The following is a 14,332-nucleotide window of genomic DNA, read 5'->3' as shown; positions in this document are numbered from 1 at the left end:
AGCGTTATCAAGACAACGAAAGGAGAGGGGAGAAATGCGGAGCAAGTTTAAAAACTTAACCGTGCAAGTCATTCTTGGAATTATATTAGGAATTATCGTTGGTTTTTTATTCCCTGAATTTGGCGCAAAATTGAAAGTGCTGGCGGATGCATTTATTAAGCTAATTAAAATGGTGATTGCGCCGATTATTTTCTTCACGGTTGTCATCGGAATCGGAAACATGGGGGATTTGAAAAAGGTTGGCCGCATTGGGGGAAAAGCGCTCATTTATTTTGAAATCGTCACGACGTTTGCGCTAGCGATCGGAATTATTGTTGTCAATGTGATTAAACCAGGGGTAGGGTTTAATATCCATGCCGTAAAAGGCGGCGATATATCGCAATATACGAAACAGGCGGAAGAAGTAAATCATGGCGTTATTGAATTTTTGCTCAATATCATTCCGGATAACGTCGTTGGAGCGTTAGCGAAAGGCGAATTATTGCCGATTTTATTCTTTGCCGTCCTATTCGGTCTTGCTGCGGCGGGATTAGGGGAAAAAGCAAAACCGGTTATCGCATTATTTGAACGTTTAGCAGATATTTTCTTCGGTGTTGTTAATATGGTCATGAAAGTATCGCCAATTGCTGCGTTCGGCGCGATGGCGTATACGATTGGCACGTTTGGAATCGGTTCGTTGGTATCGTTAGGAAAATTAATGGGTTCTGTATATATTACGATGGCATTGTTTATCTTTGGTGTGTTAGGTGTGATCGCCAAGTTTTATGGATTTAATATTTTTAAATTTATTGCTTATATCAAAGAAGAAATTTTGCTTGTGCTTGGCACTTCTTCTTCGGAATCGGCACTGCCAAGGTTGATGGAACGTCTTGAAAAATACGGCTGCTCGAAATCGGTTGTCGGGCTTGTTGTGCCGACTGGATATTCATTTAACTTGGATGGAACGTCTATTTATCTTTCGATGGCAGCTATGTTTATTGCGCAAGCTTACGGTATTGATTTAAGTATTTGGCAAGAGCTTACGTTGCTCGGAATTTTAATGCTTACTTCCAAAGGTGCAGCGGGAGTGACAGGTTCAGGATTTATTACACTTGCTGCAACGCTGGCCGCCTTCCCAATGATTCCAGTAGAAGGAATCGCTTTGTTGCTCGGTGTTGACCGCTTTATGTCGGAAGCGCGCGCCATTACGAACATTATTGGTAATGCAGTAGCAACAGTTGTTGTTTCCAAAATGGAAAATGAATTCCATCCTTCTGAAGAACAGAGCACAGAAAGAACAGAGATGATCATTGCCAAGTAAACAGACAGTATTCTATATGCTTTTCTGCCGACGGGTTATCCCTTTCGCTTTCATAGCGAACGAAAGAGGAGGGGGTTTTTCCAGCCAATGGCAGGAAAGCATCCTTTTTTGTTGTTGACAATAAACCCAAAATTTTTATATAATAAATCTCGAATTCAAGATTTATTAATTAAATATTTTGACAGTCTTAAAGGAAGAATGAATGAAAGAAAAAAACCGGACAAATTACTATTTGGAAAGTTCCAACAAGACTGCCAAACGCACAGAGAGCGAAAAATTGTACAAAGGAGAGAAGGCATCATGGCGAATGTAAAATTGGCGATCATTTATTACAGCTCTACAGGTACGAACTATCAATTAGCAAAATGGGCAGAAGAAGCGGCGAAAGAAGCAGGCGCGGAAGTAAAAGTAGTCAAAGTTCCTGAACTTGCGCCAAAAGAAGCAATTGAATCGAATCCAGCGTGGAAAGCGCATGTAGAGGCAACGAAAGATGTTCCGACAGCTACGTTAGCCGATCTTGAGTGGGCGGATGCAATTATTTTCAGCGTGCCGACTCGCTTTGGCAATATACCTTCCCAATTAAAACAATTTTTAGATACAACTGGCGGATTATGGGCACAAGGAAAGCTTGCTAATAAAGTGGTTAGCGCAATGGCATCCGCAGGAAACGCTCATGGCGGCCAAGAACAAACCATTTTGCAGCTATATACGTCAATGTACCACTGGGGTGCGATCGTAGTAGCGCCTGGATATACGGATCCGTCTATTTTCGCGGCAGGTGGAAATCCGTACGGAACGAGTGTAACGGTCGATCAAAATGGAAAAATGGTAGAAGATGTAGAGGCAGCCGTGAAACATCAAGCGCGCCGTACTGTTCAAGTTGCGCAATGGGTGAAAAACGGAATGCAGCAATAAAAGATGAGGTCTTCCCTCATCTTTTTTTTGCATATGGTTGCATTCTTCTTCCTGCACCAACATAATAAAATTAAATAAACTGGAGAAAGGGAGAGGAAAGATGAAACATTTGCAAGACCGAGTGACATTACATAATGGGGTGCAAATGCCGTGGCTTGGACTTGGGGTTTATAAAGTAAAAGAGGGAGAAGAAGTAATCAATGCGGTGCGTACCGCGTTGGAAATTGGATATCGCCATGTGGATACAGCGGCATTTTATCAAAATGAAGAAGGGGTAGGAAAAGCGGTTCGTGAATCAGGGATTCCGCGTGAGGAATTATTTATTACGACAAAAGTATGGAATTCCGACCAAGGATACGAAACAACTTTAAAAGCGTTTGAAACAAGCCTGAAAAAGTTAGGTCTTGACTATGTTGACTTATATTTAGTACATTGGCCGGTCAAAGGGAAATATAAAGAAACATATAAAGCATTAGAAAAATTGTATAAAGATGGGCGTGTGCGGGCGATCGGTGTAAGCAACTTCCAAATCCATCATTTAGAAGACTTAATGGCCGATTGCGAAATTAAACCGATGGTCAACCAAGTGGAATATCATCCGCGTTTGACACAAAAAGAGCTTCATGCTTTTTGCAAGCAGCATGGCATCCAGCTTGAAGCATGGTCGCCGCTGATGAGAGGGGAAATTTTACAGGAACCGACGATTGTTGAAATTGGCAAAAAGTATGGAAAAACGCCTGCTCAAGTCGTGTTGCGCTGGGATTTGCAAAACGAAGTCGTCACCATTCCAAAATCCGTAACGCCAGCGCGCATTAAAGAAAACGCGGATATTTTTGATTTTGCGTTAACCGCTGAAGAAATGGCGAAAATCGACGCGCTCAACATGAACAAACGAATCGGTCCAGATCCGGATAACTTCGATTTTTAATAATGAGAAAAAGGGGCTTTTCCATTGCGGGGAAAGTCCTTTTTTGCAAAACTCCATTGTTTATGCATGTAGACTCTATAGTTGCCTGTAAATTGGATTGTTTGACGTATGAATCGCCGGTAAAGTACAATAAATATTAGTATAAACATTTTTTATGATGCAGAAATAACGGAGGGGGCTGTCATGCTGCTATTCCATCCGATGGATTTTTTCATTCTCATTGCGTTTGGCATTTCGCTATGGGCGCAATTGAAAGTATCAAGCAACTTTAACACTTGGTCTCAAGTTCCGGCTTCTTCTGGATTATCGGGAGCGGAAGTGGCACGGATGATTTTAGATCGCAACGGTCTTTATGATGTACCGGTAGAGGTGATCCCGGGAAGACTAACGGATCACTATGATCCGATCTCGCGTGTGGTCCGCTTGTCGGAACCGGTATATTATGGCCGCTCTATTGCTTCGATTTCGGTAGCCGCGCACGAGGTCGGCCATGCGGTGCAACATCAGCAATCGTACGGTGCGCTAGTGCTCCGCCATCGCATGTTTCCAATCGTAAACTTTGCATCCGGAGTGGCGCCGTTTTTATTGCTGATCGGATTTTTGCTTCATCAATTTTCGCTGATTGGCTTAGGGATTATTTTCTTCTCCTTTGCCGTTGCTTTTCAAGTCATTACGTTGCCTGTAGAGTTTAACGCAAGCTCGCGGGCGAAAAAATTTATGTTAGCCGAAGGGATTATTTACTCGGATGAAAAGCGCGGCGTCAATAAAGTACTAGGGGCGGCTGCACTGACGTATGTGGCAGCAACGCTCATTTCCGTGTTAGAATTGTTAAAATACGTGTTAATTTTTACGCAAAGTAATAATGAAGAATAACGGAATGAACTTAAACTTGTCTGTAGGAGGTGTGATCCGGGCGCGGGACTCGCGTCCGGAAACCAGTTGGACATAGCCAGTTTATTTTTAGTGGCAGTGCTTATTGCATGTACCGCTTTTTTTGTAGCTTCAGAATTTGCGATTGTAAAGGTTCGCAGTTCGCGCATTGATCAACTAGTGAGCGAAGGAAATAAACGGGCGATTGCTGCCAAAAAGGTTATTTCCAACCTTGACGGTTATTTATCCGCTACTCAATTAGGCATTACCATTACTTCATTGGCTCTTGGTTGGCTCGGTGAACCAACTGTAGAGCATATATTAACGCCGCTGTTTGAACGTCTCCGTCTGTCGGCATCGCTTGCGCAAGTGTTATCTTTCGTGATCGCATTTTCGTCGATTACTTTTCTTGAAGTAGTACTTGGGGAGTTGGCTCCGAAAACGTTCGCTATTCATAAAGCGGAATCGCTTGCGTTATTCACGGCACAGCCGCTTATTTTGTTTTATAAAGTGATGTATCCAATTATTTGGACGTTAAATTCCACGTCCCGTTTCGTCACTAAACTGTTTGGGCTGCGACCGGCATCAGAGCATGACCTTGCTCATTCTCAAGAAGAGCTGCGCCTTATTTTATCGGAAAGTTATAAAAGCGGCGAAATCAACCAGTCGGAATACCGCTATGTCAATAATATTTTTCGCTTTGACGATCGCGTGGCGAAAGAAATCATGGTGCCGCGCAAGGAAATTGTCGCCTTGGATATCAACAAAAGCGTAAAAGAGAATTTGGAAATCATCAAGGAAGAAAAATATACTCGCTACCCGGTTATTGATGGCGATAAAGACCATGTGTTAGGGCTGATTAACGTTAAAGAAGTGTTTACGGACTTGGTAACCAATCCATCCGAAGAAAAACAAATGAAAGATTATATCCGCCCCATCATTCAGGTGATTGAATCGATTGCTATCCATGATTTGCTGGTGAAAATGCAGAAGGAACGCATCCATATGGCGATTTTAGTCGATGAATACGGCGGTACATCAGGACTTGTCACGGTCGAAGATATTTTAGAGGAAATTGTTGGGGAAATTCAAGACGAATTTGATGTAGATGAAATTCCGTTGATCCAAAAAGTCGATGAAACACATACGATTCTCGACGGAAAAGTGCTGATTAGCGAAGTCAATGATTTGTTTGGGCTCTCCATTGATGATGATGATGTCGATACGATAGGCGGTTGGATTTTAACGAAGCATTATGATATTAAAGCAGGCGACAGCGTGGAAATTGATGACTATTTGTTTACGGTAAAAGAGATGGACGGACATCATGTAAAGACGGTAGAAGTGGTAAAACAGGAGAAAACAGAAGAAATAACAGACGATGAGCTTAATGAAAAGGAGAAATTACACTTGTAAGGCAGACGTCAGAGGTAGAACGTCTGCCTTTTTTTGTTAACGATCATAAAACGATGCGAGGTCAAGATCATAAAACGATGCGAGGTCAACGGGAAAGTCATAAGCGGGGGCGAGGCAGGAAACCGGTTCATTGATAAAGGGATGGAAAAACGACAATTTCACCGCATGGAGCGCTTGGCGATGAAATGTTTCTTTTCCGCCGTACAAAACATCTCCGACCAATGGATGGCCGATGTAACTCATATGGACGCGGATTTGATGTGTGCGTCCAGTATCAAGGGAAAGCTCCACGAGCGACGTTTGTGTGTCCGGAAACGTATGTAAGACGCGATAGTGTGTTACCGCCTTTGCCCCCGTTTTGGACACACGCCGTCTTGTCGGGTGATGGCGGTCGCGCCCGATCGGGGCGGATATCGTTCCGGATTGCTTTTTTACTAGTCCATGGACGAGCGCTACATATGTTCGTTTAATTTCCCGTTTTTCGAGCATTTGATCCAGCGTCGTTCCGGCAAGCATATGTTTAGCAAACAAAATCGTTCCCGATGTATCACGGTCTAAGCGGTGGATATGACGCACTTTCGTGAAAATTCCTTGCGCCTGCAGATGGAAAGCAACCGCGTTCGCTAACGTACCCGTTTGAGAAGGTTCGGAAGGATGGATGTCCGTTCCAGCGTCTTTATTAATAATCAACAGATGTTCATCTTCCCATAAAACGGAGAGCTCCCGATATTCAGGAAGAATAGCGGAATGCTCAGGTTTATAAAGATAGAGCTGCAAACGGTCATTTTCTTGCAGCGGCGTTTGCCATGCCACTTCTTTTCCGTTTAGTTTGACTCCTTTTTCCATGCGCAGCTGATGGGCAAATTTTTTTGACGTGTACCATACTTCCTTTAGCAATGACTCAATCGTAAGTCCTTTCCAAACCGAAGGAATGATACATTCCAACCAGTCACCTTTTTTTGACCACATCGTTTGCCTCACTCCAAATTTTCAATAGCGTGGAAACACTTTCTATCTCTATGCATGCGTAATGTATGATACACTCATAGTATCTCTTTATTCGCATAGAGCGCAAGCGTTATGGAGTGAAAAGGTGGTATGAACATTGAAAATTGTTTACGCCGTAACCAAGGAACAAGAAGAATATATGAATTATTTAGTTCATTATTTTTACACCAACATTTTTCCGTATTATTTTCCCGACGAACAGATTCAAGAGTTTGAAAATTTGCAAATTCTTTCGCTCGATGGAGAACATGTTACATATAATGGAACGATGAAGGAAGCGTTTCAAATTATTTCCGCTCTGCAATCATTGATTACGATTATTGAACATATTGGAGAAAGCGGCGATTGTGAGCGGTACCGTTACTTATTTGAACGAAATATCGACATTCTTAGGCGGCACGGCATTACATTTCCGTTTATGATTGAGCAGTTTGCGAACAAACGGCGCTACCCGTGCAGCGCGTATTTTCCATCGCCGGGCAAATGGTTAATGTAATTGGGAAGAAATGCTTGCAGAAATGCACAAACGAGGAATCAAGTTAGTGATGGATTTAGTCGTCAATCATACGTCAGATGAGCATCCATGGTTTATCGAATCAAGAAAATCCAAAGACAATCCATATCGCGATTATTATATTTGGCGGCCTGGGAAAAACGGAAAAGAACCGAATAACTGGGAGTCAAATTTTGGTGGTTCAGCTTGGGAATATGATGAAACGACGGGAGAATATTATTTGCATCTTTTTTCAAAAAAACAGCCTGATTTAAATTGGGAAAATCCGAAAGTGCGACGCGAAGTGTATGAGATGATGAAGTTTTGGCTTGATAAAGGCGTCGACGGCTTCCGCATGGATGTCATTAATATGATTTCAAAAGTTCCTGAATTACCGGACGGAAAACCGCAAAGAGGAAAAAAACACGCTTCAGGAAGCCGATATTATAGGAATGGTCCGCGCGTGCATGAATTTTTGCAGGAAATGCAACGCGAAGTGTTATCGAAGTATGATATTATGACTGTTGGAGAAACGCCAGGAGTGACACCGAAAGAAGGCATTTTATATACCGACCCATCCCGTCATGAGTTAAACATGGTGTTTCAATTCAAGCATGTCGGTTTAGATTCAGGGCCTGGAGGAAAGAGGAGCTGACAGAAATTCGCTTGCGTCCATGGGAAGCGCGCGTGTATAAAATCCATTTGTCATAAAACGTTTCTTTTTTCCGATGCCAATACAAAGCGATACAAACAATATTTTCTACCTATATCCTCCCGCAAATCGGCCACAATAATCGGTGAAAGGGGAGGATCACATTGAATAACAACAGCAATAAAGTTCAAGACGTTATGACGAAAAATGTAGCGACAGTTTCTCCTAACCAAACGGTGCAAGAAGCTGCGCAAATCATGAGCCAAAAAAATATCGGCGCGCTTCCAGTAGTGGAAAACGGGCAAGTAAAAGGAATGATTACCGACCGTGACATTACGTTGCGTACGTCGGCGCAAGGAAAAGATCCGGCTTCCACTCCTGTATCGGAAATAATGACCAATCGCGTGGTCACTGGTACGCCGAATATGAGCGTGCAAGAGGCAGCAAATGTGATGGCGCAACATCAAATTCGTCGTTTGCCGATTGTCGAAAATAACCAAATTCAAGGAATTGTCGCTTTAGGTGATATTGCGACAAACAGCGCTTCCGATCAAGCGGCAGGACAAGCATTGACAAACATTTCTGAGCCATCGCAGCCACAAGGGTAAAAAAAGGAAGGATGTCTCTTTTTTTGAGACATCCTTTTTCTTTTCGAAGGTATATTGTATGATGATAACGAATACATAAAAAGAACGTATTGATTTGGAGGGATGTTGCCGTGGATTGGAAAAGCAAATATGAGCAATGGATGGCATACGAGCAGTTAGACGGAGAATTAAAGCGTTTATTGCAAGAACGTCAAGACGATCTAAAGTGGCTCGAGGATAGCTTTTATAAAGATTTAGAATTTGGCACTGGCGGCATGCGCGGAGAAATCGGTCCGGGCACAAACCGGATGAACATCTATACCGTACGGAAAGCATCAGAAGGGCTGGCGCGGTACATAGAATCGTTTGGCGAAGAAGCGAAAAAACGCGGTGTGGTCATTGCCTATGATTCGCGGCATAAGTCGCGGGAATTTGCGATGGAAGCGGCGAAAACGTTGGCCACTCACGGCATTCAAACGTATGTATTCGATGAACTGCGGCCGACGCCGGAGCTTTCGTTTGCTGTTCGCTATTTACACGCTTTTTCCGGCATTGTCATTACCGCCAGCCATAATCCGCCGGAATATAATGGATATAAAGTATACGGCGAAGACGGGGGACAGCTTCCTCCAGAAACGGCCGATATGGTGATTCGCTATGTCAGTGAAGTAGAAAACGAACTAACTATTTACGTAGAAGGGGAGACAACATTAAAAGAAAAAGGCCTCATCCGCATCATCGGCAAAGAAGTGGACGATGCCTACATCAACGCGGTAAAAACGATTTCCCTTCAGCCGCAACTTGCTGAAGAAGTCGATGTCAACATCGTGTTTACACCGCTGCACGGCACGTCCAATCAGCCGGTGCGCCGCGCGCTAAAGGAGCTTGGCTACCGCAATGTCTTCGTCGTCAAAGAGCAAGAACAGCCTGATCCGAATTTCTCTACCGTAGCCTCGCCAAATCCGGAGGAACACGCAGCATTTGCCTTAGCAATAGAACTCGGCAAACAAGTCAATGCCGATTTGTTAATCGCGACCGATCCGGATGCCGACCGGTTAGGAATTGCCGTCAAAAATGAACAAGGCGAATATGTGGTGCTTACCGGAAACCAAACGGGCGGTTTGCTCTTGCACTATTTATTATCACAAAAGAAAGAAAAAGGAATATTGCCGGAAAACGGCGTGGTGCTAAAAACGATTGTCACCTCCGAATTCGGGCGTGCGATTGCGCAGTCGTTCGGGATGCATACCGTGGATACATTAACCGGATTTAAATTTATCGGCGAAAAAATCAAAGAATATGAACAAACAGGGCAATATACGTTCCAATTTGGTTATGAGGAAAGCTACGGTTATTTGATCGGAGATTTTGCCCGTGACAAAGATGCGGTGCAGGCAGCGGTATTGGCCGCGGAAGTATGCGCATTTTATAAAAAACAGGGCATGTCTTTGTATGAAGGATTACTACAATTGTTTGACCAATACGGCTATTATCGCGAAGGACAGCAGTCATTAACGTTAAAAGGAAAAGAAGGAGCAGAAACGATTCAGGCAATTTTAACATCGTTCCGCAACGTCCCTCCAACAGAAGTAGCAGGAAAAAAAGTAACCGTGATCGAGGATTATAAAACGAAAGAACGGATCCATACGTTGACGGGCGAAAAAACAATGATTACCCTTCCAACTTCCAACGTATTAAAGTATGTATTGGAAGATGATTCATGGTTTTGCTTGCGTCCTTCGGGAACGGAGCCAAAAATCAAAGTGTATTTCGGCGTGAAAGGGAATTCGCTAGCCGACAGTGAGGCAAAGTTGCAACAACTTTCCAACGCGGTAATGAAACGAGTCCATCATTTTCTCGGCACTACTTCGCTATCTTAATCATAAACGAACGGACGCGTACAGAAAGGATAATGCCACATGCTAGCAAACCAAGTAGCGATTGTCACAGGAGCTTCGCGCGGAATCGGAAAAGCTGTTGTGTTTCAATTGGCGGAAGAAGGAGTTAAATTGGCGCTTGTAGGAAGTTCTGAAGGGGTTTATGAGACGGAAAAAGAGCTAAAGGAGAAAGGATTCCCTTACGTGAAGGCGTTCCAAGTGGACGTTGCCAATGAACAGCAAATGCAAGAGATGGTTGCAGAGGTATTACAAGCGTTTGGGCAAATCGATATTCTCGTCAACAACGCAGGAATCGGATTTTTTAAAGAAGTGGAAGAAACGACCGTTGAAGAATGGGAACGCATTTTTGCCGTTAATGTTCAAGGAGTGTTCATCGGAGTAAAAGCCGTGCTTCCGCATATGAAAGAAAGGAAATCGGGAACGATTATTACCATTTCTTCGGATGTCGGCCGTTACACGATTCCGAACGGAGCGGCATACACTGCGACCAAATATGCTGTTCAAGGTTTTTCTGGTTCGCTTGCGCAGGAAGTAAGAAAATACGGCATTCGCGTTGGTACGATTAACCCAGGAATGGTTGATACGTACTTTGCTAATTCGATCCAAGGCGTTCCGGAAAAACGCGATTGGCTGAAAGCCGAAGATGTCGCAAAAGCGGTTGTGTATATGGCAAGCGCTCCAAAGCATATGCTGATCGATGAAATCGTCCTTCATCCGCTAATTCAACAGTATCCTATTGCATAAGGCGAAAAAGACAATGCCGAAGGCCGGCGTTGTCTTTGATGATTACGGAAAAAACGGTCAAAACGCATGTATCCAATATACTTGCCAAGTTAAATCTTGCCGATCGTACCCAAGCGGCTCTCTATGCCGTAAAACATCTCAGACTTTAGTTGTATCGCGGCTCCGGCTATTTTCGTACGCAAAGATTCCCCGATTTGCCGACGAGAGAAGCCATTCCTTTGATTACACTATAATCAGAAAAACAAGGAACAAAGGAGAGAAAATCATATGCATATCGTTGTCGTGAACGGAAGTCCGCGCAAATCGGGGAGAACGGGAATCGTCGCTAGACATATTGCAAGGCAATACAGGGCGCCACTTATTGATTTGAGCGAAGAAACGATCCCGCTATATAACGGGGAGGCAAACCAAGAAGAATTGCCCGGCGTCCTTCATCTGCGCCGGCAAATGCAACAGGCAGATGGCATTATTCTTTGCTCGCCTGAGTATCACGGCGCCATGAGTGGAGCGTTAAAAAACGCTCTTGATTTTTTAAGCAGCGACCAATTTGAGCACAAACCAGTTGCTCTTATTGCGGTAGCAGGGGGAGGAAAAGGTGGAATCAATGCCTTAAACAATATGCGGACGGTGATGCGCAGCCTGCATGCGAATACCATTCCTAAACAGCTGGTTTTAGATCCTCCTAGTTTTGCTGGTGATCATTTAACGAAGCCGGCAGCTTTGCAGGTGGATGATATTCTTTCCGAACTCGAGCGTTATATCAATGCAGCCAAGTGGTGGAGGGGGCGACCATGAACCGCCTGTATCGGGATCGCCGGTTATATTTGTTGCTCGTTGCGAATTTGTTTTCTTCCGTTGGAACAGGAATCACGATGACGGCGGTTCCCTGGCTGCTCGTGCAAAAACCTGACGGAGGAACGTGGTTTGTCTACATGTCCACAACGATGACAATCATCATGTTTTTATTGACGCCGTATGTCGGCATGTGGATTGATCATATGTCCCGAAAAGCTATGTTAATGCTTGGAGAGGCAATGGGACTGGTGATTGCCGCTATGATGGGATAAATGGGGATTTTTCTTATATATCGATGGGAAGACGGATATGATAAGTAATGGGGAATTGGGCAGGGCCAACTCCCCGTTTTTTTGATCATGAATAGAAGCATGCGTACTGCTCTGTCCCCGTTTTTTGTTCACTTACTTCAAGAGCATGGTCAATGTAGCGCAGCAAAGCAGTCAATCGCTCCTGAATCACGGAATAATCATGTTCGAAGTTGTAAGCGTGAAGAAATTTCTCGATTTTTTTCGAAAGCAAATCATCTTGTGTGCGCACCATTAAAATGAGCAAGTTATCCCATTCGGAACGGTGCGTGTAATACAACGCTTTATCATAATCAAACGTATTCAATGGGCCTGCCTCCTTTATCGAAGGAGTTACTGTTAGTGTATGATGCTCGGGCTGTTTTTTACACTGTAAATGTTGCACAGGTAGGCAAAAAATAAATTATCACTGAAATAAGCGGGCGAAAGCAAAAATATTAGAATTTTGCGACAAAAAACAACCTCCTCAAAGTAAGGGAATGGTGAAAATGGAAAAGAGATTAGGCAAATGTGCAAAATGATCGCTGCTATAGGGTTAATTGTTGGCGTTTCCTTATTTTATTAATTTTTTATCACAAGCGCTTACCATTTTTTTATGATTATCAGTTTAGGGATTATTGGTGCGTCCATGTCTATGTTTGGTTAAAGAAGTAAAACACCGACACAAAATGCCGGTGTTTTACTTCTTTTTTTGCTGATAATACCAATAAAAGGTGAGCAGGCAAATGAGGAGAATAAACACGATGATAAAAAAAGTGCGATATTCATCCATATATTGTTTAATTAAAATCCATTTTTTCCCTAAATAATTACCAATCGTAAGAAAGGTGAAGATCCAGACAAACGCTCCGCTATAAGCGTATAACATAAATTTTTTTCGACTGTATGCGTTAAAACCCGCTAAAAATGCGGCGAGATGACGGATGCCAGGGATAAAATAGCAAATAAACAACACCGATGGCCCTAGTTTGGCAAATAAAGCTTTCGTTTGTTCCACTCGCTTTTCTGTAATATGTATTTTCGGACCTATTTTCTGCAAAAACGGCACTCCTAACACTATTCCTAAGTAGTAGCTGATAGAGATGCCGATAATTGCGCCAAGAAAGCTGCAAGCAAAAGCAATAGGATAGGACATCGAACCAGTGGAAATGCGGTAACCAACGTATGTCAACAACAGTTCATCGGGAATTGGCACTCCAACAATTCCTAACATAAGCACAATCATGATGCCAATATAGCCAAAATGATGAATAAAATAGTGCAAATAATGTTCCACTGTACCACCACGCTTTGTTTATTTTGTTCAGGTCCATTATAAACAATATGGATAGCGGAGGGAAATTGCTTTTGTCCATTCGGGCAAAAACGCGGCAGACACGAAAGCGCAGTGGCAAAAAGAGGCATTCATGCCACTTGCCTCATCGGTGGCGTAAAAGAAAGTTCCATTTTCTATTATCCATTATAAAAAACCGTCTTATTCCTGTTTTATTGCGGCGTTTTTGTCATCAAGCGACGATCGTGGTGTGAAGTTCGTCTCGAGTACGTATCAAAACTCCTTGAAAAAGTGCTATTAGATATTTTTGAATTGGCAAGGAAGAAAAAGAAATTTAATCCTTCCGAAAGAGGGAGTATTACATTACCAAAAAGGCATCCTGCCCGAATTTGTTTGCAGCGATTCTCCATAAAATACCTGTTTTAAAGCATCCCGCCGATCTTCCGTTTCCCCAAAATTAATAGCTTCTCACGTAAATGATTGCATAAATGTAAAGTTGATGTGTATTTGAGTAATTTGGAATTGCATCATTCAATCGATGAACACGGAATCCCAATTCGTTCTTTTAAATTGGTGAGTTTGTTGATACACGTGGGTGCTGTTATATTTCTAAGTACTTAATCTTAAGCAATTCTCATAAAATGGCTGTAGATTCTTGCGAAGAGGTGATGAAATAATTGATTGACTATCTCGATTTACTGTTGTACGGAAATATTGTTTTACTCGGATTAGTGTACATATATCTGTTTAAAATTCGAAAATTAATTGGCTTTCAATTAGGAATGAATATTTCGATGATGGCAGGAGGATTTTTGGCGATAGCGACGGGAGTCATTTTAATTTATCAATTCCCGTTGTATTTTGTGCCAGTCAATTCCAGTCATTATTGTCGGGTTTCTTTCAAGGTGTTGTTGGGGGAATGATGGGGACGATGCTCAGTGCTGCTATCCAAAATCCTTACTTGTGCAGTCTGCCGTCCTCTTATATCAATAATATTGAACAAAATATGATTGCTTTTAGTCTTTTTGCAACGGCTGTTATGTTAATAACAATGGGATTATTGTATTATTCATTAAAAGTTTAAGAGGAGGTTATTGGTTAATCAACACGCCTGGCAGTTTAATTATGCCATATGGAAAACATCC

At 42.8% G+C, this 14,332-nt stretch carries 15 protein-coding genes and 2 pseudogenes; 14 read left to right on the top strand and 3 right to left on the bottom strand.

Features of this window, described 5'->3' with window-relative positions:
- The first annotated feature begins 34 nt into the window (after nt 1-34).
- The 5 genes from BDD39_RS14635 (at nt 35) to BDD39_RS14615 (ending at nt 5,429) form a co-directional block, all read left to right on the top strand.
- Nucleotides 35-1,300 carry a dicarboxylate/amino acid:cation symporter gene (locus BDD39_RS14635; protein ID WP_166911810.1) on the top strand — a complete coding sequence of 422 codons (1,266 nt, stop codon included), beginning with the start codon at nt 35-37 and terminating at the stop codon, nt 1,298-1,300.
- A 300-nt stretch (nt 1,301-1,600) separates the two neighbouring features.
- On the top strand, nt 1,601-2,215 hold the full coding sequence (wrbA, locus tag BDD39_RS14630; protein WP_166911808.1) for an NAD(P)H:quinone oxidoreductase: 615 nt from the start codon (nt 1,601-1,603) through the stop codon (nt 2,213-2,215).
- Between the two features lie 100 nt (nt 2,216-2,315).
- On the top strand, nt 2,316-3,143 hold the full coding sequence (locus BDD39_RS14625) for an aldo/keto reductase (RefSeq protein WP_166911806.1): 828 nt from the start codon (nt 2,316-2,318) through the stop codon (nt 3,141-3,143).
- A 186-nt stretch (nt 3,144-3,329) separates the two neighbouring features.
- A complete protein-coding gene (locus tag BDD39_RS14620; protein WP_166912440.1) occupies nt 3,330-4,016 on the top strand; it encodes a zinc metallopeptidase in 687 nt (228 codons plus the stop codon).
- Nucleotides 4,017-4,082: 66 nt separating this feature from the next.
- Nucleotides 4,083-5,429 carry a hemolysin family protein gene (locus BDD39_RS14615; RefSeq protein ID WP_166911804.1) on the top strand — a complete coding sequence of 449 codons (1,347 nt, stop codon included), beginning with the start codon at nt 4,083-4,085 and terminating at the stop codon, nt 5,427-5,429.
- A gap of 36 nt (nt 5,430-5,465) precedes the next feature.
- Here the strand turns inward: BDD39_RS14615 and BDD39_RS14610 are convergent, their stop codons facing one another.
- Nucleotides 5,466-6,398 (bottom strand): RluA family pseudouridine synthase, encoded by a 933-nt coding sequence (locus BDD39_RS14610; RefSeq protein WP_166911802.1) that lies wholly within the window; start codon nt 6,396-6,398, stop codon nt 5,466-5,468.
- Nucleotides 6,399-6,534: 136 nt separating this feature from the next.
- On the opposite strand from BDD39_RS14610, the gene BDD39_RS14605 reads away from it, so the two are divergent.
- The 8 genes and pseudogenes from BDD39_RS14605 (at nt 6,535) to BDD39_RS14570 (ending at nt 11,878) form a co-directional block, all read left to right on the top strand.
- On the top strand, nt 6,535-6,933 hold the full coding sequence (locus tag BDD39_RS14605) for a YhcU family protein (RefSeq protein ID WP_166911799.1): 399 nt from the start codon (nt 6,535-6,537) through the stop codon (nt 6,931-6,933).
- Nucleotides 6,932-7,576, top strand: a pseudogene (locus BDD39_RS14600) (alpha-amylase family glycosyl hydrolase); the annotation flags it as partial. The gene BDD39_RS14605 and the pseudogene BDD39_RS14600, both read left to right, overlap by 2 nt.
- A gap of 203 nt (nt 7,577-7,779) precedes the next feature.
- Entirely contained in the window at nt 7,780-8,190 is a 411-nt protein-coding gene (locus BDD39_RS14595) for a CBS domain-containing protein (protein WP_166912438.1), read from the top strand.
- Between the two features lie 110 nt (nt 8,191-8,300).
- On the top strand, nt 8,301-10,049 hold the full coding sequence (locus BDD39_RS14590; protein ID WP_166911798.1) for a phosphohexomutase domain-containing protein: 1,749 nt from the start codon (nt 8,301-8,303) through the stop codon (nt 10,047-10,049).
- 39 nt (nt 10,050-10,088) lie between these two features.
- A complete protein-coding gene (locus BDD39_RS14585; RefSeq protein WP_166911796.1) occupies nt 10,089-10,811 on the top strand; it encodes an SDR family oxidoreductase in 723 nt (240 codons plus the stop codon).
- Nucleotides 10,812-10,837: 26 nt separating this feature from the next.
- Nucleotides 10,838-10,960 (top strand): annotated as a pseudogene (locus BDD39_RS14580) (LuxR C-terminal-related transcriptional regulator); the annotation flags it as partial.
- Nucleotides 10,961-11,078: 118 nt separating this feature from the next.
- Complete coding sequence (locus tag BDD39_RS14575; protein ID WP_166911794.1) at nt 11,079-11,606, top strand: NADPH-dependent FMN reductase; 528 nt, start codon at nt 11,079-11,081, stop codon at nt 11,604-11,606.
- The gene (locus BDD39_RS14570) at nt 11,603-11,878 is read left to right on the top strand and encodes an MFS transporter (RefSeq protein ID WP_208404416.1); all 276 of its coding nucleotides are present in this window, start codon (nt 11,603-11,605) and stop codon (nt 11,876-11,878) included. The genes BDD39_RS14575 and BDD39_RS14570 overlap by 4 nt, the downstream gene beginning before the upstream one ends.
- An 85-nt stretch (nt 11,879-11,963) precedes the next feature.
- On the opposite strand, the gene BDD39_RS14565 is transcribed toward BDD39_RS14570, so the two are convergent.
- On the bottom strand, nt 11,964-12,221 hold the full coding sequence (locus tag BDD39_RS14565) for a YhdB family protein (protein WP_166911792.1): 258 nt from the start codon (nt 12,219-12,221) through the stop codon (nt 11,964-11,966).
- Between the two features lie 372 nt (nt 12,222-12,593).
- Nucleotides 12,594-13,190: a DedA family protein gene (locus BDD39_RS14560; protein WP_341801471.1), complete on the bottom strand. Its 597-nt coding sequence runs from the start codon at nt 13,188-13,190 to the stop codon at nt 12,594-12,596.
- A gap of 674 nt (nt 13,191-13,864) precedes the next feature.
- On the opposite strand from BDD39_RS14560, the gene BDD39_RS14555 reads away from it, so the two are divergent.
- Nucleotides 13,865-14,110, top strand: a complete 246-nt coding sequence (locus tag BDD39_RS14555; RefSeq protein WP_166911790.1) for a hypothetical protein — start codon at nt 13,865-13,867, stop codon at nt 14,108-14,110.
- Nucleotides 14,111-14,332 lie beyond the last annotated feature (222 nt).

The organism is Saccharococcus thermophilus (genome assembly GCF_011761475.1).
GTDB classification, from domain to species: domain Bacteria; phylum Bacillota; class Bacilli; order Bacillales; family Anoxybacillaceae; genus Saccharococcus; species Saccharococcus thermophilus.
Note: the sequence above shows the minus strand (reverse complement) of the source record. Positions and strands in the feature narration are given on the sequence as shown.

Bases quoted from the DNA above. Each gene is read 5' to 3' on its own strand.
- BDD39_RS14575 (WP_166911794.1), top strand. From the start codon at position 11,079: ATGCATATCGTTGTCGTGAACGGAAGTCCGCGCAAATCGGGGAGAACG.
- BDD39_RS14625 (WP_166911806.1), top strand. From the start codon at position 2,316: ATGAAACATTTGCAAGACCGAGTGACATTACATAATGGGGTGCAAATG.
- BDD39_RS14635 (WP_166911810.1), top strand. From the start codon at position 35: ATGCGGAGCAAGTTTAAAAACTTAACCGTGCAAGTCATTCTTGGAATT.
- wrbA (WP_166911808.1), top strand. From the start codon at position 1,601: ATGGCGAATGTAAAATTGGCGATCATTTATTACAGCTCTACAGGTACG.
- BDD39_RS14610 (WP_166911802.1), bottom strand. From the start codon at position 6,398: ATGTGGTCAAAAAAAGGTGACTGGTTGGAATGTATCATTCCTTCGGTT.
- BDD39_RS14570 (WP_208404416.1), top strand. From the start codon at position 11,603: ATGAACCGCCTGTATCGGGATCGCCGGTTATATTTGTTGCTCGTTGCG.
- BDD39_RS14595 (WP_166912438.1), top strand. From the start codon at position 7,780: ATGACGAAAAATGTAGCGACAGTTTCTCCTAACCAAACGGTGCAAGAA.
- BDD39_RS14585 (WP_166911796.1), top strand. From the start codon at position 10,089: ATGCTAGCAAACCAAGTAGCGATTGTCACAGGAGCTTCGCGCGGAATC.